We start from the raw sequence: 24,656 nt of genomic DNA on the forward strand, positions 1-24,656 counted from the left end.
TTATGTACAATTAGGCTCTGAGGATAGACATGAAACGATATTTAGCGATTGATATTGGTGGGACCAGTACTAAATATTCGCTTGCAGATTCAAGTGGTGTTTTTTTTGATAAAAATGAAATAAGCACAGGTGCTACTTCTGATGAACAAGTAAATATTTTAATTAATCTTATTAATTCTTACAAAGAATCAAATGATATAGCAGGAGTTGCAATTTGTATTCCTGGGTTTGTTGATCTTAAGGGAAATGTTCTTAGGGTAAATGCTATTTCCGGATTTGTTAATTATCCTTTAAAAGAGCGATTAGAATCTTTAACTGGAATAAGTACAGAGATTGAAAATGATGCTAATTGTGTGGCCTTGGCGGAAAAATTTAAGGGTAATGCTATTGACTCTAATGATTTTATTGCTATTACTCTTGGCACAGGAATTGGTGCTGGAATTTTTGCAAATGGCAAACTTTTAAGAGGAAGTTCTTTTATGTCCGGAGAGGTTGGATTTATGATTACTAGGGGTATTAGCAATAATATTCCTTTTAATTGTAGATGGGAATCCATTGCTTCTGTTTCGGCTTTAAGGAAAAGAGTTGCTATGCGATTAGGAAAGCCCTTAAAAGAAATTTCAGGAGAATTTGTTTTTGATCTAGCTGAAAGTGGAAATATTCATGCCAAAAATGAAGTTGAAAGATTTTTTGAGAATTTGTCATTTGGTATTTTTAATTTAATTTTTATTTTAAATCCTGAAAAAATTTTGATTGGAGGAGGAATAAGCGCAAGGCCTGATTTAATAGATAGAATATATGAAAAATTAGAAAATTTATGGTCTTTAGAAATGGCTTTTGATAATAATAATAATATAAAAAATCTTGTAACACTTGAGCCTACTAAATTTAATAATGAATCTGGTAAAATTGGGGCCTTGTATCATTATTTTACTTGCAAAAGGCAATAATTCTTCATTTTAATGGGGCAATAAAAATTTTAGGTTTGAATATTTGAAGCCAGCTTTTCTATAAAGCTTTCAACACTAGATTTTTGAATATTAAATTCTATTTCTACTATATTTTGGTCTTTTATTGTGGTCTTTATGTGGCTTGATATTGTTAGATTAGTCATGTTTGCCAAGAGGGTTGGAATTAGCTTTTTTGACAATATTTTTAATATTGGTGGGTTATTTGTTTTGATTAGGGATTTAAAAATATATTCGTTTTGATTTAAGCTATTTATAGACAAAGTTCCGCTGCTAAAAGGGATTAAATTTTTGCTGTTTGCCATTTGGTTTGGAAGCAATAATGCTGAATCTTGAATCCAAAAAAACATTTCATTTTTTTCTACTTCTCCAATATATTTTGTTGTTAGTATATTATTGTCTTTTAAGGGTTTATCTTTTTGGGTTATTGTAATACTGGTTCTAGCTTTGTTTGGAATAATGTATATGTTTGAATTTTTAAGTTTCCATTTTGGATTTGTAAGTATATTGCCTATTGATTCTGTATTTCTATTTTTATGAATTCCCCAGAAAATATCTTTTGGGAAATTACCCATTATTAGTAGGGCAAAATCGTTGTTTTCTTTTTTATAACTAAAGTATAAGTCGCTTACAAGCCCGAGTGCGGATTTGTATTTAGGGCTTAAAGAGTTAAAAATAGACCTGTTTTTAATTAAATTGATATGGGCATATAAGTTTGCGTCAGGCAAAAGCTCCATTAGGTAATTTAGATTTTGTTTTGGAGGGCTGTAAGGTAGGCTGGCGCACCCTACTATGAGGCATGAAATGGTAATTATTTTTGTTAATGTTTTTAACATTTTTCAATTCCTATTAGTGCAAATATGTCATCGGCAAGGCTTATTTTTTTTTCTAGCTTATTTTTGTTTAATATGATATTTAACGCCAATGTTTCAGTTTTAATGTATTTTTCAAATTTATTTAGCATTTCTGTTAAAGCCTCGTTATTCTCTATATATAAATTTATTCTATCGCTAACATCAAAATTTTTTTCTTTTCTTAAATTTTGTATTTGTCTTACAAATTCTCTTGTAAGTCCCTCTAAGTACAACTCTTTAGTGATTAGTGAGTCTATTCCTATTGTAATGGATTCTTCATTGATTACTTTTAAGTTCTCTTTTTCTTCTCTTTCTAATATTATATCATTTAATGATAAATAATGCTTTGCATTAGCTACTTTTATCTCGTAAGATGTTCCATTTATTATTTTTATTATGTCTTCGTTTTTTAGTTTGCTAATCTCAGCAGATACTGCTTTCATATCTTTTCCAAGCTTTTTCCCAAGTTCTTTAAAGTTTGCCTTTGCTTTGTAAGTTATAAGCTCCTCTTCGTTAGTTTTTATTTTCATTTCTTTTGCATTTATTTCATCTAATATTATTTCTTGCATTTCCATTAGCATATTTTGTTCGTTTTGATTTTTTGTGACAATATATATCGTACTAATAGGCATGCGTATTTTTATATTATGCAATGATCTAAGTGATCTTGCCATCGAAGTTATTTTTCTTGCAAGATTTATTTTTTCTTCAATTGTTTTGTTAATGAAATTTTCATTTGCTTTTGGATAATCGTTAAGGTGTATTGATTCTTTATCCCCATCGGTTTTTAAATTTTGATAAATCTCTTCTGTTATAAATGGAATAAAGGGTGCAAGTAAAATCATTAAAGTTTTTATTGCATAATATAATGTTTCGTAGGCATCATTTTTGTCTTTATCGTTTTCTGATTTCCAAAATCTTCGCCTTGATCTTCTTATGTACCAATTGTTTAATTTATCTATAAATTCAAGTAAAGATTCTATTGACTTTGTTAGATTGTATTTGTCTATTTCTATATTTAGTGTTTTTTTTAGGCTTTCAAGTTCGCTTATGATCCATTTGTCAAGGATATTGTTTTTAACTAGGTTTAGATTTTTCGGAGGTTTGAATTTATCAATTATTGCATAAGTTGTGAAAAATGAATAGGCGTTCCAAATGGGTATTATTATATTTTTAAGAACATCTCTTACTCCGTTGTCGCTATATTTTAAATCATCAGCTTTAACTACAGGGCTCATTATTAAATAAAGCCTTAAAGCATCAGCTCCAAAGGTGTTTATTACCTCCATTGGGTCTGTATAATTTTTAAAGGATTTTGACATTTTTCTTCCATCGCTTGAAAGCACAAGTCCATTTACAATGACGTTTTTGAATGCTGTGTTTTCAAAAAGAGAAGTTCCCAGTATTGTAAGAGTATAAAACCATCCCCTTGTTTGATCTAGACCTTCTGCAATAAAGTCAGCAGGAAATATATTTTTAAAATTACTTTCGTTTGTGAATGGGTAATGGTTGCTTGCGTAAGGCATTGCTCCAGATTCAAACCAACAATCAAGAACCTCGCTTGTTCTGATAAATGTGCCACCGTCTTTGCTTGGCCAGGTTATTTTATCTATTTGGTCTTTGTGTAAGTCTTCAATTTTTTGACCAGATAGGGTTTCAAGCTCTTTTTTTGATCCAACGCAAATTTTTTTTCCTGTTTTTGAGCATATCCAAATTGGGATTGGATTTCCCCAAAATCTATTCCTGCTTATTGCCCAATCTTTTGCATTTTCTAACCATTTCCCAAATCTTCCTTTTTTTAAATGAGCTGGCATCCAATTAATTTTTTCATTTACTTCTAAAAGTTTTGTTTTTATTTTTTCTACATTTACAAACCATGAGCTTATTGGTCTGTAAATAATTGGGCAGTTTGTTCTGTAGCAAAATGGATACCTGTGCAGATAATTTTCTCTTTTGAATAAAAAATTGCGTAATTTTAGGTTTTCTATTATTTTTTTATCAGCATCTTTTACAAAAAGTCCTTTAAAGTCTTTGACTTGATTTGTAAATTTACATTCAGCATCTAAGGGATCTATTATGTCGACATTTGTGTGTTTTTTAAGTATTGTGTAGTCTTCTTCTCCAAAAGGAGCAAGATGAACAATTCCTGTTCCGTCGTCAGTTGTAACATAATCGGCTGTGTGTACCTTGAAAGCCCCTTTATCTTTTTGTTCTAAAAAGTAGTTAAAAATAGGTTCATATTCTATGCCTTCAAGCTTATTTCCTTTGAATTTTTCTATAATAGTATATGAATTTTCATCGTCATAATAGCTATTAAGCTTTTTTGATCCAAGTATTAAAATCTCTTCTTTTTTTTTGTCAAAAATTTTAGAATATTCTATTTCTTGTCCTACTACAATTCCAAGGTTTGAAGGCAATGTCCATGGGGTGGTTGTCCATACTAGTAAGTATTCGTTTTTATCTTTAATTTTAAATTTTATTGTTAATGATGGGTCATTGACTTCTTTGTATTCTCCAAGATTTACTTCGAAATTTGAAAGTGGGGTTGCAAGTTTTGGGGAATAGGGTAGTACATAGTAACTTTCGTAAATTAAACCTTTGTTATAAAGATTTTTAAATACCCACCATACGGATTCCATGAAGCTTATATCCATAGTTTTGTATCCTTTTTCAAAATCTACCCATCTTCCAAGCCTCAAGATTATATTTTTCCATTCTTTTGTATATCTGAGTACTATTTTTTTACATTCTTTGTTAAAATTTTCAATACCATAATTTTCTATTTCGTATTTGCCAGAAATTCCCAATTTTTTTTCTACTTCGTATTCAACAGGTAACCCATGAGTATCCCATCCAAAATTTCTTTTAACATATTTGCCTTGCATTGTTTGATATCTTGGAATTATGTCTTTTATTGTGTTTGGAACAAAATGTCCAAAATGAGGAAGTCCTGTTGCAAAAGGCGGTCCGTCATAAAATGTAAATTCCTCACACCCCTCTCTTTGCTTTATTGATTTTTCAAAGATCTTATTGTCATTCCAAAATTTTAATATTTTTTCTTCTATTTTAGGAAAATTTGCCTTGTTTTCTACTTTTTTAAACATATTATAATTCCCCTTTATTCTATTATTATTTTTTCTTTTTCTAAATAAATTGTTATTTTATTTATGTTTTGATTTCCAGCTATTTTGGTGATAATATCTTCTTCTATTTTTTCTTTTATTGCGGCAATTACGCTTCTTGCTCCTGAATTTTTTTTATAGTATTTTGTGGTTATGAATTTGTCAATATCTTTTTTTATTTCTATCTCGATTCCTTTGGAGTAAAATTTTGTCTTAAGGCTGCTTAAGTAGTTTTTGCAAATTTCTTCTACATTGTCCTTTGTAAGAATATTTAAGATAATTTTTTTTTGAATTCTGTCTAAAAAGGATAACTTAAATCTTTTTTCAAGATCTTGTTTTATTTCTTCTTTAAAGTTTCTTGCCTCTAAGCTTTTTTGTTGATTTTTGTTAAATCCAATATTTTTTTCTCCAAGAAGCATTCTAGATCCAATGCTTGTAGTCATTATTATAATCGTGTTTTTAAATAATATTTTGTCTTCTTTGCTATCAATAAGTTCTCCATTTTCAAGCATTTGACTTATTAGGTTTAATATAGAGTTGTGTGCATTTTCAATGTTTTCAAACAATATTAAAGTTTCAAATGAATATTTTAATTTATTTGTCAGAATGCCCCCATCAGAGTAACCTACATATCCTGGATTTGTGCCAATTAATTTTGAAATAGAGCTTTCTTCTTTATAGTCTGACATATCTAGTCGTAATACTGAGTTTTGATCTTTGATAATTTTTTTAGATATTTCATCAGTTAAAGTAGTTTTTCCGCATCCACTTGACCCTATTAACAATATTGAGGTTAAAGGTTTAGAATCATCATTAAGTCCAAGCTTGACTTTAATAATTTCTTTAATAAGTTCACTTACCGCATGTTTTTGCCCGATCACTTTTTTATTTATTTCGCTTTCTGCTTCTTTTAATTCTAAAATTTCTTCTTTAGTATTATTTGATGTTTTAATAGATAGTATTTCATTTATTGCCTTTTGTATATCATCTGATGTTATGATATTGTCTTTTGTAAGTTCTTCTTTTTTGATTGCACCGACAATGTCTATTATGTCTATTGCTTTATCCGGAAATCTTTTATTTATTAGATATTTGGATGAAAGTTTCACTATATTTAAAAGCGCGCTTTTTTCATAGATCACCCCATGATAGTCTTCAAAATTTTTTGCAATATTTTCGATTATTTTTAGCGTATCTTTTTCATCAGGCTCTCTTACAGTAATTGTTTGGAATCTTCTGGCGAATGCTTTGTCTTTTGAAATATATTTTCGATATTCATTGTAAGTAGTTGCTCCAATGATTTGTATTTCAGCTCTAGAAAGTGATGGTTTTAGTATATTTGATGCATCAAGAGCTCCTTCGGAGTTACCAGCTCCTATTAGAGTGTGTATTTCATCAATAAATATGATTGTGTTTTTGTTTTTTTCAATATACTTAATTATATTATTTAAACGGTCTTCAAACTCTCCTCTATATTTTGTTCCCGATACCAAGTTTGAAACCTTAAGCATTAAAATTGTTTTGTCTTGTAGTTTGCTACTTATTTTTTTTTGTACTATGCTTGATGCAAGTCCTTCAACTATTGCTGTTTTCCCCACGCCAGGCTCGCCTATTAGCATTGCGCTATTTTTGTTTCTTCTCAAGAGTATATTTGTAAGAGCTTTAATCTCTCTTTCTCTTCCAATTAAGGGATCTAATTTTTTGGCTTTTGCAAGTGCTGTTAAATTTTTGACATACTTTTCAATTTCAAAGTGTTCATTTTCAAGTCGTATTTCTTCATCAAATTCTTTGTAGGTTTCAATTAATCTTATTTTATTTTTTTCCATGTATTCTAATATATTTTGATCTTTAAAGTTGAAACTAGACTTACTTAGTTTGTGCTTTTTAAGAAGTTTTTTATTTTTTAATATTTGATAAAAAATTTCTTTTGCTCCTATTAAAGGTTTGGATTTAAACTCCTTTTTAGCTTCTTTTATGAGAGTAAAGATTTCTTTATTGATTTTTGGAATAATTATCTCGTTTTTTTCTATTAAAATTTTTTCTAATTTATCTATTTCGCATATAACTTCTTGTTTAATGTTTTTTAGAGTTTTGGTATCTATAAATTTTATTTCAGATTTTTTTGGAGTGGTAATTATAGACAGTAATAAGTGCCAAATTGAAACTTCTTTATTTTTATTTTTTCTTGCAATTTCTTTTGAATCTATTTCTACCAAATTTATTAAATTTTCTGTTATGTTAATATTTTTCTATCTCCATCTTTATTGCATTTATTATACCAAATATTTTGTGTTTTTCCTTATACTCTAGTTTTACAGATATGTAAAATTTAATTTTTGGCTCTGTCCCAGAGGGTCTTACAATGATTACAATTTCGTTTTCAAGTATAAATTTTATTGCGTTTATGGGGTGTTTATATTCCTTGATTTCTGAAATTTCATCTTTAAAATTAATCTTTTTAAGAGTTTCATAGTCTAATTTTTCAATTATTTTAATTCCTGCGAATTGTACTTTTTGTTCTTTTCTCAGTTTTAACATTAACTTTTCTCTTTGAATTTCCCCATTGGCCCCTTCAAAGTTTTTTTCTATATTAAATTCTTCATAATATCCAAATTCTTTGTATATCTTTTCAAGATAATTCTTAATTGTTTGCTGTTTGGCTTTTAAGTCAAGTGCTAAAGAACAAATCCCTTTTATGGCTGAAAATGCGTCCTTATCTCTAACTTTTTTTCCTATTAGATATCCATGACTTTCTTCACATGCAAAAGCAAATTTTTTATTTGGTTCATTTTTTTCCATTTCATTAATTAAGTTTCCTATCCATTTAAATCCTGTGTAAGTTCTAAAAATTTGAGAACCATATTTTTTTGCAATTTTTTCTAGCATTGGTGTTGTTACAAACGATGATATTACAAATGTATTTTTAGGATTTATTTCTTTTGAGAGTATGTAGTTCATTAAAATACATGATATTTGATTTCCGTTTAATAATATCCATTCGTTTTGATCTTTGAACGCAACCCCTATTCTGTCGGCATCTGGATCTGTTGCAAGGGCAATGTCGCAGTCTTCTTTTTTTGCAAGCTCTATTACTTTAAGCATTGACTCTTGTTTTTCTGGATTAGGATGATTTATTGTTGGAAATTCAGGGTTTGGCAGTATTTGACTTTTTTCTAAAAAAAGCTGTACTTTGCTATTTGCAAAGAGTTTTTTTATTATGGTTCCACCGGTGCCATGTAGTGCTGTGTAGGCTATTTTTAAGTTTGTTTCTTTGCTCTTTTTGTCAAAATCAGGGAATTCTTTGCTTATTGTTTTTACATACTCTTCGTCTATCTCGGTGTCAATTTCTTTTATGATCCCTTTTTCAATACCTTTTTTTATGGTAATTGTATTTATTATGTTTTTTACTTGTTTAATTTCATTGGTTATTAGTGTGTCGTGGGGCGGTATTATTTGGATTCCACCTTTCCAATATGCTTTATAGCCATTATATTCTTTTGAATTATGGCTTGCTGTTATCATAACGCCAACATCACAATCAAATTTTCTTATTGTATAAGATAGTTGAGGAGAAGGCCTTAAGCTTTTATATATATATGTTTCAAAATTATTTGAGGCAAAAATTTGAGCAGCATTGTAAGCAAATTCTTTTGAAAAATATCTTGAATCATAGCTTATTGCAACTTTAGGGTTTTTGTTTATTTTAAGTATGTAATTGCATATTCCTTGGCTTATTTTTTTTACATTATATGTGTTGATGTAACATGTTCCAGCTCCAATGACTCCTCTTATTCCAGCAGTGCCAAATTCTAGATCTTTATAAAATCTGTTTAGAATTTCTGTTGAATTATTTGTTTTTTCAATTTTTATTGCTTCTTCTTGAAAATATGTATCTTCTTCAAGAAGAATGTAATTTTTTAATTTTTTTTTGGCTTTGATTTTTTGCATTAATTGTCCCTTTTATTTTATTTCATTAAACAAAGATTAATTAAATTATATTGATTTATAATGAATTGTATACTTGATATGGAATTTATTATCATATAATTTATAATAATGTGTATTAAATTTTGGTCGTTAAATTAATGATAGATTTTTTTTTGAAGTCAGAATATCTTCCCGCTGGCGATCAGCCTAAAGCAATAAAAAAGATTGAAAATTCTATTTTGATGGGAAATAAATATCAAACATTAAAAGGTGTTACAGGCAGTGGAAAGACTTTTACAATTGCAAATATAATCAAAAATCTAAATAGGCCTGCTTTAGTTGTAAGCCATAACAAAACATTAGCAGCACAACTTTACAGAGAGTTTAAAGATTTCTTTCCAAATAATGCTGTTGAATATTTTGTTTCTTATTATGATTATTATCAGCCCGAATCTTATGTTCCTTCAAAAGATTTATTTATAGAAAAAGAAGCCACTATTAATACTGAGATAGAAATCAAACGAATAAGGACGGTAACGTCTCTTGCTAAAAGACGAGATGTAATTGTTGTTGCAACTGTATCTTCAATTTATGCTCTTGGATCTCCAGATTTTTTCAAAAAATCAGCACGAGAATTTTTTGTAGGTCAAAAAATTTCTATTAAAGAAATATCAGATATTTTTGTAGAGCTTTATTATGAGAGAACTTTAATGAATTTGGAAAGAGATAAATTTTCCATTAGGGGAGATATTGTTGAAATTTGGCCCAGCAGCGAGCATGGAGAGTTTGCTTATCGAATTTGTTTAGATTTTGATGAAATTGTTGAAATATATAGGATTAGTTCATTTTCTAAGAAAAATTTAGGAGCTACAAATAGTTTTACTCTTTTTGCTAAATCTTATTTTGTAATTCCTTATAAAAACGTATTAGAAGCGATACCTAAAATATCTCATGATTTAAGTCTTCAATGTCAATATTTCAAAGATAATGGTAAGCTTGTAGAAGCTGAAAGACTTAAGCAGAGAGTAGAGTATGATTTGGAAATGCTTAGAGAAACAGGATTTTGTTCAGGCATTGAAAATTATTCTAAATATTTGAGTGGAAGTACAATGGAAAGGCCTTATTGTCTTTTTGATTTTTTTCCAAAAAATTACTTATTATTTGTAGATGAATCTCATGTTACATTGCCGCAATTTAGAGGAATGTATAATGGAGATCATTCTAGAAAATTAAATCTTGTTAACTTTGGGTTTAGACTTCCTGCGGCGCTTGAAAACAGACCCCTTAAATATGATGAATTTGATGCATTAATTAATCAGGTTGTTTTTGTATCTGCAACCCCGGGTGTTGAAGAGAATGATAAGAGCAGTGTGGTTGCTGATCAAATAATTCGCCCCACAGGGCTTGTTGATCCTGAAATTATTACTAGACACTCTGATGGGCAAATGGAAGATCTTTACATTGAGATTCAAAAAAGAGTAGCTCTTAAAGAACGGGTTTTAATTACTACTTTGACAAAAAAAATGTCTGAGGATTTGACTGAATATTTAGTAAGTCTTGGTGTGAAGGCAAAATATCTACATTCAGAACTTGATACTCTTGAAAGGGTTGAAGTTATTTCGCTTCTTAGAAAATCTGAAATTGATGTTATTGTTGGCATTAACTTACTTAGAGAGGGCTTAGATATTCCAGAAGTGTCTCTTGTTGCAATATTAGATGCTGATAAGGTGGGGTTTTTAAGATCTACTACTTCATTGATACAAACAATTGGTAGGGCTGCTAGAAATTCTAATGGACTTGTAATAATGTATTACGACAAAATAAGTGTAGCTATGCAGGAGGCAATTGAGGAGACTAACAGAAGACGTCAAATTCAGATTGATTATAATAAAAAAAATAATATTACTCCTAAGACAATTGTTAAAAAGATTCAAAATATTTTAGAAAAAGAACTCAATAATAAAAATAAAAATGTTGGTTATGATTTTGAAAAAATTATTTCAGACAAGAGATTGTCTAAAAAAAAGCTTATTGATAAGCTTAAATTTGAGCTAGAAGAAGCTGTTAATGATGAAAGATTTGAAGATGCAATTGTTTTAAGAGATAAAATAAAAGAGCTTAGTGGCAAAATTAGTGTGGCTCGTAATAAAAAAAGAGAGGTGTGATTTTTGGAAAAAAGTTTGAAAAAAAAAATTATTGTCAGAGGAGCAAAAGAGCATAATTTAAAAAATATTGATGTAGATATTCCAAAAGATGGTTTAGTTGTAATATCTGGTAAGAGTGGCTCTGGCAAGTCTTCTCTGGCTTTTGATACTATTTTTGCAGAAGGGCAAAGAAGATATATGGAATCCGTTTCAGCTTATGCAAGGCAGTTTTTAGGTGTAATGAAAAAACCCAATGTTGATTATATAGATGGCCTTTCTCCTTCTATAGCTATTGAGCAGAGAACAATAAGCAATAATCCCCGCTCTACTGTTGGAACGATTACTGAGATTTATGATTATTACAGACTAATATTTGCAAAAATAGGTAAAGCATACTGTCCAAATGATGGTAGATTAATAGAAGAGCAATCTTTAGACAAAATAGTTAATACTATTTTAAGTTATTCTGATGGATCTAAGGTTATACTTTTTGCGCCAGTTGTAAGGGGCTCTAAAGGTTCTCATAAAAAGGTTTTAGAAAAAATATTAAATCAAGGTTTTAATAGAGTTAGAATAAATTCCGAAGATTATTTAATAGAAGATGCACTTAATTTAAATTTACATAAAAATAAAAAACATACTATTGAAATTATAGTTGATAGGATTAAGATTGGTAATAATGTTAGAATTAGACTTGCAGAATCTATTGAGACTTCTCTTGCTGTTTCTAATGGATATTTAAGAGTGGAAATTGATAATGATTTGGAAAAAATAGATAAACTATTTACAGAGCACAATAGTTGTCCTTTGTGTGGATTTTCACTTCCTCTTATAGAGCCCAGACTTTTTTCATTTAATAGTCCATTTGGTGCTTGCAGTGAGTGCTCTGGTCTTGGTGTTACACTTGAGTTTGATTTTGAGAGCATTTGTCCCAATACCAGTCTTTCTTTTAATGACGACGCTTTTCTTACGTTTAAGACAAGTTCGTCTTGGTCTGTTGCTATTTTTAAAGGACTTGCTAAACATTATAATTTTGACTTAAATACCCCTATAAAAGACATTCCAGACAAAATTCTTAAACAGATTTTATACGGCTCAAATGAAAAAATAGATTTTGTTTACCAGTCCAAAGAAATGGAAGCAAAGGAGGTAGATGGAGGATTTCATTATTCTAAAACATTTGAAGGACTTTTACCTCTTTTAAAAAGGCGATATCTTGCAACAGAATCAGAGAGTACTAAAATTTTTTACGAAAATTTAATGTCTAAAAAAATATGTAATTCATGCAAAGGGAAACGTTTAAGCGTTGGAGCTTTAACTGTGAAAATCAATGGGAAAGACATTCAAGATCTTACTAATTTGTCCGTATTTGATTCTTATGTATTTTTTGAAAACTTGCAGCTTGATTTGGTAGATGAAAAAATATCTAAAGAAATTTTAAAGGAAATTAAAAGTAGACTTAAATTTTTAATTGATGTTGGTCTTTCTTATTTATATTTAAATAGAATATCAGGCAGCCTATCTGGTGGTGAGGCTCAGCGTATTAGACTTGCTACTCAAATAGGTTCAGCACTTTCAGGCGTTATTTATGTTCTTGATGAGCCAAGCATTGGCCTTCATCAAAGAGATAATGAAAAATTAATCTCTACTCTTGTTAATCTTAAAAATCTTGGCAATACTGTAATTGTTGTTGAGCATGATGAGCAAACTTTACGCACTGCAGACTATATCATTGATATGGGTCCTGGTGCTGGAATTCTTGGAGGGGAAATAGTTGCAAAGGGAGCCTTAATTGATATTTTAAATAGCAAAAATAGCTTAACTGGTCAATATCTTAGTGGTAAGTTTAAAATAGATGTTCCAAGCTCTAGAAGAAAGACAGATAAGGGGAAAATTTTACTTTTAGGTTCTAATAAAAATAATCTTAAAAATATAGATGTAAGTATTCCTTTGGGAGTTTTTACCGTAATAACAGGTGTTTCTGGTAGCGGAAAAAGCACTTTACTTAACGAAGTGTTGTATCCAGCTCTTGATAGTAGATTAAAGCTTAATGAAAAGTATTGTGATGGTTTTAAAGACATTGTTGGATACGAAAAAATCGATAAAATTATTCAAATAAATCAAAAACCGATAGGGAGAACTTCAAGGTCAAACCCAGCAACTTATGTTGGATTTTTTACAGAGATTAGGGAGCTTTTTGCTAAGCTTCCAGATGCAAAGTCAAGAGGTTTTAAAGCTGGTAGATTTTCTTTTAATGTTAAAGGTGGAAGATGTGAGAAATGCCAAGGAGATGGGTATCTTAATATTCAAATGCATTTTTTACCAGATGTTTTTGTTCCTTGTGATTTGTGTAAGGGTAAAAAATTTAATGAAGAAACTTTAGAAGTTAGATACAAAGGGAAAAATATACATGATGTTTTAGAGATGAGTGTATTTGAAGCAAGTAAATTTTTTGAAAATGTCCCTAAAATTAGTCATTATTTAAAATTTTTAATTGAAGTTGGGCTTGAATATATTAAATTAGGACAATCCGCAACAACTTTATCAGGAGGTGAGGCTCAGCGCATTAAGTTAGCTTTTGAGTTAAGCAAAAAGAGCACAGGTAAAACCTTTTATATTATTGATGAACCAACAACCGGATTGCATTTTGATGACATAAAGAAGTTATTAGAGGTTTTGCAGCGGTTAGTTTCCAATGGTAATACAGTTGTGCTAATAGAGCATAATTTAGATGTAATCAAACAGGCAGATTATATAATAGATTTGGGTCCTGATGGTGGTTTGGCAGGGGGAAATATCGTTGTTTCTGGTATTCCTGAAGAGGTTGCAAAATGCGAGAATTCCTATACAGGAATGTTTTTAAAAAATCTTTTATAGTATTTTTAATTTTTTTAATATTTTCTAATGCAATTTTTGCCCAGACTGTAAATGACAAGAATTCTAAAAAAAGAGATAAGCTAACCTTAAGTCAAAAATCTTATTTAAGAGAACTTGAGCTTTCAACCGACGAGGATTTAAAAAAATGGGCCTTACAAGAGGGCCTAAAAGAAACAGATATTTCAAAAATACGAGAATTGCTTTTAAAAAAGTTTGGAATAGATCCTGAACTTTTTGTCAAAGGAAAAGGGCTTGCCGGATCTGGCAGATATAAAATAATAATTGAAACTACAGATAATCTTGAAAATTTCACCTATGGGCTTACTAAGGATGAAAGCGTTGTTTTTGAAGGAAGAGTTAATATCTTGGTTGAAGATATTAAAGAGAATAAAAAACACAATATTAAAGGTGACAGGATAGTCCTTAATAGGAACTCTAAAAAACTTTATTCTATTGGAAATGTCGAATATATTCTTGATATGGATACCAATGAAAAGCTTTATTTTTATGGCAATGAATTTTTTGTTGATTTTGATTCTCAAAATTTTCTATTAAAAGATGGTATTCTTCAAAAAAAAATGCAAAAAAATCAAATAGATCATATTCTTTCGTTTGGAGGAAAGGTTTTAAAAAAGATAGACAATGATGTTACCATTTTGGAACAGGCTTTTGCAACAACTAGTAAAATTCCAGAACCATACTATTCAATTAAAGCTTCTAAAATATGGGTATTGCCCTCAGGAGATTTTGGGTTTTTAAATGCTATATTTTACATGGGAAGAGTTCCAGTATTTTATATTCCCTTTTTTTTCAGACCGGGAGATAGTTTATTTTTTAATCCATCTTTAGGCCTAAATCCACGAAAAGGTTTTTCTGTTTTTAATACCGTTTATCTTTTTGGTAATAAATCCTCAAGTGAAGATTCTTCTTTTTTAGACTTTGATTTCAATTCTGTTTATAATTCAGGCAAAAACCCTTATATAAGAAATGGATATTTAACTTATTTTTTTGCAGAAAATTTGGCACCCAATCTTAATAAAGATTATGTTAAGTTGATTTTTGACATTTATGCCAATTTAGGATTTTATTCCGGAATTGATTTTAATTTGAGCAATACTTTGGGACATTTTAAAACTTTGGAAGGAAATTTTGGATTAGGCTTTACTAGGAATGTTTATAGTTATGATGGAGGATATTATCCTTTTGACAATAGAACTTTAAAACAATCTCTTTTTAGTTTTTCTAATCTTAATAAAGGGGATGTATTTGGGCTTGAAGTTCCTTTTAGATATTTACTTAAATTTAAAACAGAATTTCTTTTAAGCGATGCACTTTTTTCGGTTGTTTTAGAGCACTATTCTGATCCATATGTTAATATTGATTTTAGAGATAGAATAGAAAGCGCTACATTTTTTTCTCTTTTAAATTTGGATAAAGATTCAGTTAAAGAGCAAACCAGCATTAGCACTTTTGATTGGAATTTATCTTCTTTTTATAAGCGAACATTTAATGATGGCTCAATCTTGGATTATAAATTAAATAATTTAGGCTTAAGTTTTAAATTGTCGGGCTATGAAAATCTTTATGTTAAATCTCCTTTGGAGAAACCAAAAGATATTAATGATCCTACAAGAAAATGGTTTTATCTGGAGAGAATTTATGCTCCATATATTGATTTAAATTTTCAAAAAGACCTTTACAATAATCAATGGACATTTTCAGCTGACACTAAAGAAGTGATAATGCGTCCAGAAATTAAAAATCTAGAAAATAAAGATAATACTAAAAAGAGTGTAGAGGAGAAAAATGCTAAAAAAACAGCAGAATTAACCAAAGATTTATATATTCCTCCAGAACCAATTACTTTGAAAAATATTGATCAATCCGATTCTTTTTTTATTAGGTTTGGCATTAATCCTTATTTAAGAAATAATGTTTTTTTTAATAATTATGGCATAACAAGTCCAAAGGACTTTAATTATGAAATAAAAAATTATTTATTTGATATAAAAAATAAAACGGATATTAAAATTCATGCTGATTTTTATAATCGTTTAATTACTTTTGAAAATTTATTATATCTTAATACTATTGAATATAATCCTTTAAATAAAGATTTTAAGGTTGAAAATAAAGATAAAAAAAGTGAGCACTCTGTCATTAACCAAATAAATTTAAACTTGCTTCCTTTTATTAGGTATCCTTTATTCTCTAGAAGTACTTTAAAGTTTGAAAATAAGACTACCTTGTATTCATTTAATAAAAAATATGATTCAGATGCAAAATCTTTGGTTAATAAGAATAGTAGTATTTTTTTATCTGATCCAGAAACTTTTTATCAAAGTTTAACAGCTTCTTTAATTTATGATTATGATTATTTTAGTGCTGAACTTTCAAGCGAATTAAAAAATAGTTTTGAAGATATTAAGTCTTCTTCTGAGCTTAAACTTTCTTTAGATTTTCCTTATTTGTTACAAGAAGCTGGAATTGGAATTAAATATTATAAAAAATTTAAAGAAGATGTTATGAAAAACTCTGGAATTTCTGCTGTTCAAAATCCCTTGGAGCCTCAAAAACCAGCATCACCTTATAAAAATTTAGAAATGTCTCCCGCTTTGTATTATAAAATTGAGCCGAGATATTTGGATTATTTTAAATTTAGTTTTTTAGCTGCTTATGATCCTTTAATAGATAGAGTTTCCGAACTTTCTTTTAAGCTTAATGTTTTTGATTTTCAATTTTTGTTTGCCATGAAAGATGACTTTGAATATAATTATGATCCTTTAAAAGGAGATTTTTCCAAAGTTGGAGCTACAACCAAACTTGTTCCATATTCTGTAGATTCTAGTTACAAAAAGGATTTGTACGTTTTAACTTTTTTTGATAAGAAGCTTTCTTTTACTTTGGGGGTAGATGTTGGTTGGAAAATAAATTTGCAGAAATTTACAGATAATGAGCTCCGATCCGCATTGACCTTGAAGTTTAAATATACAGAATTTTTAGAAATTTACTTTTCTACTTTTTCTATTAATACTAAAACTTTTAAATATTTTAAAGGATATATGGACCAAATTGGCCTTGAACCTGTCAATGTCTTTGCTGACTTATTAAAATCTTTCAATTTCTTTAATTCTCAAGACAGGAAAGATTCGCTTTTTAAAATTAAAAAATTTTCATCAGGCTTTAAATTCAATTTTTATGATTGGAAATTTGTTGGCGAATATAATTTAGAGCCAGATTTGTTAATAGGATCTGATGGGATTTATTCTCCTATTTGGAGAAATAATTTTACAATTTATATTTCTTGGAATTTTTTTGCCCCTATAAAAGCATCATTTGAGAACAATAAAGATACAAACTATGATCTTATCATTAATAGAAAAACAAAAAAATAATAACGATTTTTATGTATTAGTAATATTAATTTTTATAGTTCTTGTTATTAAAACATTTATTGTTTTTTTTGCTTCAATTCCTATTTTTGCTATGTTGAGTTTGAAAATAGATGGATATTTAATATTTGGGTTTAAGGCATTGCTAGTTTTGTTTTTAGAGTGAATTTTTAGTGGATATGCTTTAAATTTAAATGAAGTTTTAGGGCCAATAAAAAACTCTCTGTATTTATTTTTATACCCTGTTTCATTGTTTATTGTAAGATCTTCTTTTTTTAAGACGATTTTATCGTTGTTAAGACTAGTGTTTTGCCAATTTATTTTTACTATGTCTAAGCTATTGTTTGTAATTTGAATATAAATATATTCATTTGTAGCTTTAATTGCATCTATATTAATGTATTTATAGGGAGATTCTAGAACTTTAAAATCAGTTTCATAATCATGGTTTATTTTTATTGTCGTACAACAATAAAAATAAACCATTGAAATGAGAAATATTGTTTTTATGTATTTTTTGACAATATTTTTATTTAGTTTTATGAAAACCAAGATCTGCAATATTTTCATTCCCCGGAATAAAAGAAATTTTTCCACCTTTCTCTTCAAATTTTTTCCTTAGTTCAGTTGTTTTTTTGATTAAATTAATAGTAATTTGTGTTAATTTTTTGCTATTATAGGTTCCTTTTGACCAATAGTCAATTATTAATTTACTGTCGCCAAATATGTTTATTATATTTTCTTTTAATGCTATTTTGAGCGCTGTATATAGGGCAAGCAGTTCCCCAAAATTATTGCTAATCCCCTGAAAATTTTTGACATAATAATTTCCATATTCATTAATCAGGGATTTGTCTAAGATTTTATCCAATATTGAAATTTTTTTTTCGTTTACAACTCTAATTTCTACGCCATTTCCTCTTCCTGTTCCAGAATCAAAATATATTCCAATTGGGTGATGATGAATTTTGTTATCATTATTAAATAGCCAATTTTGAGCTTGTTCTATTGTTTTAAAGCTTTTTATTTTATTATTTTTTCCTTTGATAGTAGTTTTGCATTCTTCCCAGGATTTGAAAATAATTTTTTCATTACTATTAATCAAAATACAGGCATAATATTTGTTCATGGGTTATTAACTTCCTGAGCACCAGATGTTTGTTATATTGCAGGCTCTTCCAAAAATTTTTTCTTTCGATTTTTTTAATTCTACCGCATCTATTATTTCTTTGTTGTAGCCAATGAATTTTTCTTTTAAGGTTGGTTTAATGAGCCTTTTTGGAAGCACGCTTGGAAGTATCCCTGTAATCGTATAAGACATGTAAAAATTGTAAGCGGCCGCATTTATTTCTCCAGGAGTAATTATTCCTGAAATTTCATAATTTCTTGATACATTAAGTCCCGCTATTTTATATATTCTATCAACTACTAAAGAGCAATAAGTTTTGTTGTGAATTTCTTCAAGATTAAATGAATCTGTCCATAAATTAGAGGATATTAATGGAACCATATATCCAAAGTTATTGTCAATGTATCTGTTTCTTCCGAAATTAATAGCTTTTTTAATTGTTCTTGTGTCTGTTATTGGTGAGAATATTTTTAATATTCTTGATTGTACATATGTTGAAAGTTTTTCATATCCTGAGCCTTGAGTAGATGCTGTATCAAATTTGATTTGATTGCTTGTAATTATTGATTTTATATCGAAACTATCATTTCCATTGAATGCAATTTTTTTGGTAGCTTCGTATTTTTCTTCATCAAATATTCCTACATGTTGCCAAAAATAAAAAAACTCTGTCCAATCTATTTTGGGTTTTATTAGTATTATGTCGCCATTTGACAAAATAGATCTTAAACTCTTAGGAGTTATTTCAATACCCGTATTTGGGTCTATTATTTTTGGTATTATATCGTATTTATTGTTATTGTTGGAGTCAGTAGTTGACCTTTTTCTTCTTCTAGGAGGTGATTGCTTTGAATAATACAATTCATTGTGAAGATCTGAAATTTTTTGTTTTTCGATTATTGTTTCTATTTTGCTGTTTTCAATTTTTAAAAAGTTCATAAATTGTTTAAAATATTTTTTATCTTTTATTTTTAATAATTGATTTGCTATTGTGTGTGGTGCAACATATTCTTTTCCATCTATTATTTCTTTTGTTATTGAGTTTATATTTTCTTTGGGGAAAAATGAATTGATATGACTTAATTGTATATATCCTAAATTTTTATCATGAAATGTTTGCTCAATTAAGTTTAAAATTTCTTTTTCTAGATGCATTTGTAGTTCTATTAGTTCTGTTAAATTTTCATTATCTGAATTTGTATGATTAAAATTTGTTTTTTTTTCAAAAGCAGTATCAATTTTAATTGTTAGATTTCCATTGACGCTGCTTTGATCTAAAAATTTTATCCATTCTGTTTCATTATTTATATAATTTCTATAAGCATTTAGATAGTTTTTTATTTCTTCAAGTTTTTGCGGGCTTATTTTGATTTTGGCTGCTGTTTGTTTTATTAAAAATGAATTATTATTATTGTTTAAAATTTCTTGTATGCTAGATAATGGTATTCGATATTCTACATTAGAAGGATTTTTTATTAAAGAGCTTTCCAGCGGTGTTTTTTGTGTTAATATGATTTCTGATGCGCTTAGATTTTTTGATTTGTTATCTGTAATTAAGGCGCAAGAGAATAATAAAATGAGTATAATTAATATTAATATTAATCTATTAATTTTCTTCATGAGTAGTATTTTAGCATAATTTTTTGTCAATGTTTTTGATTTAAAGTTTTATTTTTGAGCTGCTTTTTTTATTTTTGCAATTTTTTACATCTATATTAATTTTTTAAAAAATTTAAAAAATAGTTGATATTTTTTAATATAAACTATAATATTTAAATATATGGTAATTTTCATAAAGGGGAAATAGATGGAAGAATATTTAAACCCAATAAATATATTTTCGGAAATAGGTCGTTTGAAAAAAGTTTTGCTTCATAGGCCAGGAGAAGAATTGGAAAATTTGACGCCCTTTATTATGAAAAATTTTTTGTTTGATGATATTCCTTATCTTAAAGTTGCAAGACAAGAACATGAAGTTTTTGTAGATACTTTAAAAAATAGTTCAGTTGAAATTGAATATGTTGAGGATCTTGTTAGCGAGGTTCTTGCTTCTTCTGTGGCACTCAAAAATAAATTTATATCTCAATTTATTCTAGAGGCAGAAATAAAAACAGATGACGCAATTAATATTTTAAAAGATTATTTTTCTAATTTAACCGTTGATAATATGGTTTCTAAAATGATTTCGGGTGTTACAAGAAAAGAGCTTAAAGATTGTGCATTTTCGCTTGATGATTTGGTTAATGGCGCAAGTCTTTTTATTATTGATCCTATGCCCAATGTTTTATTTACCAGGGATCCTTTTGCCAGTATTGGCAATGGAATTACAATAAATAAAATGTTTACCAAGGTTAGGCGTAGAGAGACAATATTTGCAGAGTATATTTTTAAATACCATTCCATTTACAAAGAAAATGTTCCAATTTGGTTTAATAGGTGGGAAGAGACTTCTTTGGAAGGTGGAGATGAATTTGTTTTAAACAAAGATCTTTTGGTTATTGGAATTTCCGAAAGAACAGAAGCAGAGTCTGTAGAAAAACTGGCCGTTAGTCTTTTTGAAAATAAGGCCTCGTTTAATACAATTTTGGCTTTTAAAATTCCAAAAAGTAGAGCTTATATGCACTTAGATACAGTTTTTACTCAAATTGATCATAGTGTTTTTACAAGTTTTACAAGTGATGATATGTATTTTTCAATTTATGTTTTAACCTATAACTTAAGTTCTAGTAAAATTAATATTAAAGAAGAAAAAGCTAAGCTAAAAGATGTTTTGAGTTTTTATCTGGGCAGAAAGGTTGACATAATAAAATGTGCGGGTGGAGACTTAATACATGGTGCAAGAGAGCAATGGAATGATGGTGCTAATGTTTTGGCGATAGCTCCAGGAGAAGTAGTTGCTTATTCTAGAAATCATGTAACCAATAAGTTGCTTGAAGAAAATGGCATTAAAGTTCATAGAATTCCCTCTAGTGAGCTTTCAAGAGGTCGTGGTGGACCAAGGTGTATGTCCATGCCTTTAGTAAGGGAGGATATTTAATACTTAAGTATGAGTTAATGAGTTTTTAAAACTTGATTGTAAAGGTTGGTGGGGTTGATGTATAATTTACGAAATAGAAGCTTTTTAAATCTTTTAGATTTTACAAGCAAAGATATTAAATATTTACTTGATTTATCAATTGATTTAAAAAAGTCAAAATATGCAGGAATTGAAGTGCAGAAACTTAAAGGTAAAAATATAGTTATAATCTTCGAAAAAGATTCAACAAGGACCCGGTGTGCTTTTGAAATTGCAGCGTATGATCAAGGGGCAAATATTACTTATTTAGGATCTAAGGGGAATCAAATAGGTTTAAAAGAATCTATGATAGATACCGCCAGAGTTTTGGGGCGCATGTATGATGCTATTGGGTTTAGAGGTTTTTCTCAACAGGCTGTTGAATGTTTAGCAAATTATTCTAATGTTCCTGTTTATAATGGATTGACAGATATTTCTCATCCAACTCAAATACTGGCCGATTTAATGACAATAAAAGAGCATAAGGGGAGTTTGAAAGGAATTAAAATAGTCTTTTGTGGCGATGGAAGAGGGAATATTGCTAATTCTTTATTGAAAGGCTGTGCTATTATGGGGCTTGATTTTAGAATTTTTGCTCCCAAGGAGCTTTTTCCAGACCCCGATTTGACGCTTAAAGTTAAGGCTTTAGCGCTAGAGAGTGGGGGTAAAATTACAATTACAGATTCTAAAGAAGAGGCCGTTAAGTGCGTTGATGTTGTGTATACAGATGTGTGGGTATCTATGGGGGAGAATAATTGGGAAGATAGAATAAATCTTCTAAAATCTTATCAGGTTAATAAAGATATAATGAGTATGGCAAAAGATGATGCAATATTTATGCATTGCTTACCTGCTTTTCATGACTTAAACACCACGATTGGTAAGGATATTTTTGATAAATACGGACTTGATGGAATTGAAGTTACAGAAGAAATTTTTGAAAGTAAAAATTCAGTTGTTTTTGATGTGGCTGAAAATAGAGTGCATACCATTAAAGCTATTATGGTGTCAACTTTAGGATAATGGTATTTTTTATATGAAATTAAATTTATGAATTTATTTAGGAGAAACGTTATGATTAGAATGCCAAGTAGTTTTACAATAATATTTTCTTTAATTATATTTGTTACCATTTTAACGTATGTGATTCCTGCTGGTAAGTTTGATAAAGAATTTAAGCAAATGGGTGATGGGTCCAAAAGGGAAATAATTGTTGCTGGAACTTATCAATATGTCGATCGAGGTCCTAGGGGATTTTTACATCCTTTTATGACTATTTTAACTGCAATGTCAAAGGGTATGGAACATGCTGTTGAAGTTATTGTTTTTGTTTTAATTGTTGGGGGTGCTTATGGGATTATTATGAAAACCGGAGCAATAGATGCAGGAATTTATTGGTTAATTAAGAAGTTAGGGCATAAAGATAAATTGCTTATTCCTTTGTTAATGTTTATTTTTTCAATTGGTGGAACTGTAACCGGAATGAGTGAAGAGACCCTTCCTTTTTATTTTGTTATGATTCCCTTGATAGTAGCTTTGGGTTATGATAACCTTGTTGGAGCGGCCATCATTGCCTTGGGAGCTGGAGTAGGTACTATGGCTTCTACTGTAAATCCATTTGCGACAGGAATTGCATCTGCAATAGCTTCTATTAGCTTACAGGATGGGTTTTATTTTAGAATTGTTCTTTATTGTATATCAGTATTAGCCGCTATAATCTATGTTTGTGCTTATGCATCTAAAATTAAAAAGGACCCCTCAAAATCACTTGTATATTCTCAAAGAGATGAGCATTATCAATATTTTGTTAAAAAAGATGGGCTTTCTGCTGGAGATAATGCTAAGAGTGCTCTTGAGTTTACTTTTGCTCATAAATTAGTTTTACTTTTATTTGGATTTATGATATTGATTTTGATATTTAGCATTGTTAATCTTGGTTGGTGGATGCAAGAAATGACAATGTTGTATCTTGGAGTTGCTATTATAGCGGCGTTTATTTGTAGATTGGGTGAATCTGAAATGTGGGATGCGTTTGTGAAAGGTTCTGAAAGTTTGTTAACAGCTGCTCTTGTTATTGGGCTTGCTAGAGGTGTTATGATAGTATGTGATGATGGATTGATTACAGATACTATGTTAAATGCTGCTACTAATTTTTTATATGATCTTCCAAGACCCCTTTTTATCATTTTAAATGAAATTATTCAAATATTTATAGGATTTGTTGTCCCATCTTCATCAGGGCATGCCAGTTTAACTATGCCAATAATGGCTCCACTTGCTGATTTTTTGGCAATTCCAAGATCTTCAGTTGTTATTGCTATGCAAACTTCTTCTGGGCTTATTAATTTAATAACACCTACCAGCGGAGTTATAATGGCTGTATTGGGGATATCTAGATTAAGTTATGGTACGTGGTTTAAGTTTGTTTTACCATTATTTATTATTGAATTCCTTATTTCTATTTTAGTTATTATAGCCAACATTTATTTGAACATTTAGAATAATGCAGAATTAATGTGTGTGTGGGCTTTTTTCTTTTGTCTTGTTAGAAATTTTAAAAAAAATGAAAAAAGTGTTTAAAATTTTTTATGGCATAAATATAGAAATTTCTAAATCTAAAATAATAAATTCTTTAAAAGAAGTTGATAATTTATAGTAAATACTATACCAGTAGGTATGAAATCAATTTCAAATTTGAAGGTAATTATGGGAAGGGATTGGATATAGAAATGCAGTATTAATTGTTTTTTCTATTAATATAGGTTCTATAGTTAAGTTGACTTGGGCTCCAATGAAGAATTTTATAGTCAGCGTATCAGCTAAAATTGAATATTTCGCAATGTAAATAGTGAAAGCTAAATTGAAATAAGTATTTGAAATAAAATCTTTATTTATTGGGATAGTAAAAAATTGATGGGGCTGAATTGTATTTCAATCCATTCATTATAAGATGTTAATATTCCGATAAAGGCGATGTATTTATAGTTTTCATTGTAAAAAATAGGATTTATATAATTATGGTAAATTATGCCCATTTGGGGAATTCCCAACAAGAAGTGGTTAATTTATTTAAATTGATTTTGGGAAAACCAGTTCGATTTTGTTCAAAATCGACATTTGACTCTTCATAATTATTATTTATTTTTAAACTTGGTTTTTAAGCCTTTTATACTATTAAATAATATTAT

Annotated in this window: 14 protein-coding genes and 1 pseudogene; 7 read left to right on the forward strand and 8 right to left on the reverse strand. The window is 28.9% G+C overall.

The genetic code is table 11. The annotated features are described in order from the left end of the window. The first annotated feature begins 29 nt into the window (after positions 1 to 29). The gene (locus QIA46_RS04190; RefSeq protein WP_317268544.1) at positions 30 to 950 is read left to right on the forward strand and encodes an ROK family protein; all 921 of its coding nucleotides are present in this window, start codon (positions 30 to 32) and stop codon (positions 948 to 950) included. Between the two features lie 29 nt (positions 951 to 979). Here QIA46_RS04190 and QIA46_RS04195 read toward each other — a convergent pair whose 3' ends face one another. The 4 genes from QIA46_RS04195 to QIA46_RS04210 are packed head-to-tail and all read right to left on the reverse strand — an operon-like array spanning position 980 to position 8,892. Then, positions 980 to 1,804, reverse strand: coding sequence for a hypothetical protein (locus QIA46_RS04195; RefSeq protein WP_317268545.1), 825 nt, complete (start codon positions 1,802 to 1,804; stop codon positions 980 to 982). Next, positions 1,798 to 4,926 carry an isoleucine--tRNA ligase gene (ileS, locus tag QIA46_RS04200; RefSeq protein WP_317268546.1) on the reverse strand — a complete coding sequence of 1,043 codons (3,129 nt, stop codon included), beginning with the start codon at positions 4,924 to 4,926 and terminating at the stop codon, positions 1,798 to 1,800. Before ileS ends, QIA46_RS04195 begins: the two co-directional genes overlap by 7 nt. Positions 4,927 to 4,940: 14 nt before the next feature. Further along, on the reverse strand, positions 4,941 to 7,160 hold the full coding sequence (locus QIA46_RS04205; protein WP_317268547.1) for an AAA family ATPase: 2,220 nt from the start codon (positions 7,158 to 7,160) through the stop codon (positions 4,941 to 4,943). A gap of 22 nt (positions 7,161 to 7,182) precedes the next feature. Continuing rightward, entirely contained in the window at positions 7,183 to 8,892 is a 1,710-nt protein-coding gene (locus QIA46_RS04210) for a phospho-sugar mutase (RefSeq protein ID WP_317260523.1), read from the reverse strand. A gap of 137 nt (positions 8,893 to 9,029) precedes the next feature. On the opposite strand from QIA46_RS04210, the gene uvrB reads away from it, so the two are divergent. Genes uvrB through QIA46_RS04225 form a run of 3 tightly spaced genes read left to right on the forward strand, consistent with a single transcriptional unit; the run spans position 9,030 to position 17,287 of the window. Further along, on the forward strand, positions 9,030 to 11,036 hold the full coding sequence (gene uvrB, locus QIA46_RS04215; protein WP_317268548.1) for an excinuclease ABC subunit UvrB: 2,007 nt from the start codon (positions 9,030 to 9,032) through the stop codon (positions 11,034 to 11,036). 3 nt (positions 11,037 to 11,039) lie between these two features. After that, entirely contained in the window at positions 11,040 to 13,892 is a 2,853-nt protein-coding gene (gene uvrA, locus QIA46_RS04220) for an excinuclease ABC subunit UvrA (protein ID WP_317268549.1), read from the forward strand. Beyond that, positions 13,847 to 17,287: an LPS-assembly protein LptD gene (locus QIA46_RS04225; RefSeq protein ID WP_317268550.1), complete on the forward strand. Its 3,441-nt coding sequence runs from the start codon at positions 13,847 to 13,849 to the stop codon at positions 17,285 to 17,287. The genes uvrA and QIA46_RS04225 overlap by 46 nt, the downstream gene beginning before the upstream one ends. Before the next feature lie 9 nt (positions 17,288 to 17,296). Here QIA46_RS04225 and QIA46_RS04230 read toward each other — a convergent pair whose 3' ends face one another. From QIA46_RS04230 to QIA46_RS04240, 3 genes are read right to left on the reverse strand one after another with little or no spacing between them, the layout of a single operon-like run. Then, the gene (locus QIA46_RS04230) at positions 17,297 to 17,845 is read right to left on the reverse strand and encodes a hypothetical protein (protein WP_317268573.1); all 549 of its coding nucleotides are present in this window, start codon (positions 17,843 to 17,845) and stop codon (positions 17,297 to 17,299) included. Beyond that, the gene (locus QIA46_RS04235) at positions 17,814 to 18,413 is read right to left on the reverse strand and encodes a ribonuclease H family protein (RefSeq protein WP_317260528.1); all 600 of its coding nucleotides are present in this window, start codon (positions 18,411 to 18,413) and stop codon (positions 17,814 to 17,816) included. Before QIA46_RS04235 ends, QIA46_RS04230 begins: the two co-directional genes overlap by 32 nt. Positions 18,414 to 18,419: 6 nt before the next feature. Then, positions 18,420 to 20,033 (reverse strand): hypothetical protein, encoded by a 1,614-nt coding sequence (locus tag QIA46_RS04240; RefSeq protein ID WP_317268551.1) that lies wholly within the window; start codon positions 20,031 to 20,033, stop codon positions 18,420 to 18,422. Positions 20,034 to 20,220: 187 nt separating this feature from the next. Here QIA46_RS04240 and arcA point away from each other — a divergent pair, with 187 nt between their 5' ends. From arcA to QIA46_RS04255, 3 genes are read left to right on the forward strand one after another with little or no spacing between them, the layout of a single operon-like run. Beyond that, the gene (gene arcA, locus QIA46_RS04245) at positions 20,221 to 21,450 is read left to right on the forward strand and encodes an arginine deiminase (protein ID WP_317268552.1); all 1,230 of its coding nucleotides are present in this window, start codon (positions 20,221 to 20,223) and stop codon (positions 21,448 to 21,450) included. 57 nt (positions 21,451 to 21,507) lie between these two features. Beyond that, positions 21,508 to 22,491 (forward strand): ornithine carbamoyltransferase, encoded by a 984-nt coding sequence (gene argF, locus QIA46_RS04250; protein ID WP_317268553.1) that lies wholly within the window; start codon positions 21,508 to 21,510, stop codon positions 22,489 to 22,491. Positions 22,492 to 22,542: 51 nt separating this feature from the next. Beyond that, complete coding sequence (locus QIA46_RS04255) at positions 22,543 to 23,967, forward strand: YfcC family protein (RefSeq protein WP_317268554.1); 1,425 nt, start codon at positions 22,543 to 22,545, stop codon at positions 23,965 to 23,967. Positions 23,968 to 24,054: 87 nt separating this feature from the next. Here the strand turns inward: QIA46_RS04255 and QIA46_RS04260 are convergent. Beyond that, a pseudogene (locus QIA46_RS04260) lies at positions 24,055 to 24,547 on the reverse strand (hypothetical protein). Between the last annotated feature and the right edge of the window lie 109 nt (positions 24,548 to 24,656).

It is taken from the genome of Borreliella carolinensis, assembly GCF_032595855.2.
In the GTDB taxonomy this organism is placed as follows: Bacteria; Spirochaetota; Spirochaetia; order Borreliales; family Borreliaceae; genus Borreliella; species Borreliella carolinensis.

Coding starts and splice junctions, on each gene's coding strand:
- QIA46_RS04190 (WP_317268544.1), top strand. CDS start 30: ATGAAACGATATTTAGCGATTGATATTGGTGGGACCAGTACTAAATAT.
- QIA46_RS04195 (WP_317268545.1), bottom strand. CDS start 1,804: ATGTTAAAAACATTAACAAAAATAATTACCATTTCATGCCTCATAGTA.
- ileS (WP_317268546.1), bottom strand. CDS start 4,926: ATGTTTAAAAAAGTAGAAAACAAGGCAAATTTTCCTAAAATAGAAGAA.
- QIA46_RS04210 (WP_317260523.1), bottom strand. CDS start 8,892: ATGCAAAAAATCAAAGCCAAAAAAAAATTAAAAAATTACATTCTTCTT.
- uvrB (WP_317268548.1), top strand. CDS start 9,030: ATGATAGATTTTTTTTTGAAGTCAGAATATCTTCCCGCTGGCGATCAG.
- QIA46_RS04225 (WP_317268550.1), top strand. CDS start 13,847: ATGCGAGAATTCCTATACAGGAATGTTTTTAAAAAATCTTTTATAGTA.
- QIA46_RS04235 (WP_317260528.1), bottom strand. CDS start 18,413: ATGAACAAATATTATGCCTGTATTTTGATTAATAGTAATGAAAAAATT.
- QIA46_RS04240 (WP_317268551.1), bottom strand. CDS start 20,033: ATGAAGAAAATTAATAGATTAATATTAATATTAATTATACTCATTTTA.
- arcA (WP_317268552.1), top strand. CDS start 20,221: ATGGAAGAATATTTAAACCCAATAAATATATTTTCGGAAATAGGTCGT.
- argF (WP_317268553.1), top strand. CDS start 21,508: ATGTATAATTTACGAAATAGAAGCTTTTTAAATCTTTTAGATTTTACA.
- QIA46_RS04255 (WP_317268554.1), top strand. CDS start 22,543: ATGATTAGAATGCCAAGTAGTTTTACAATAATATTTTCTTTAATTATA.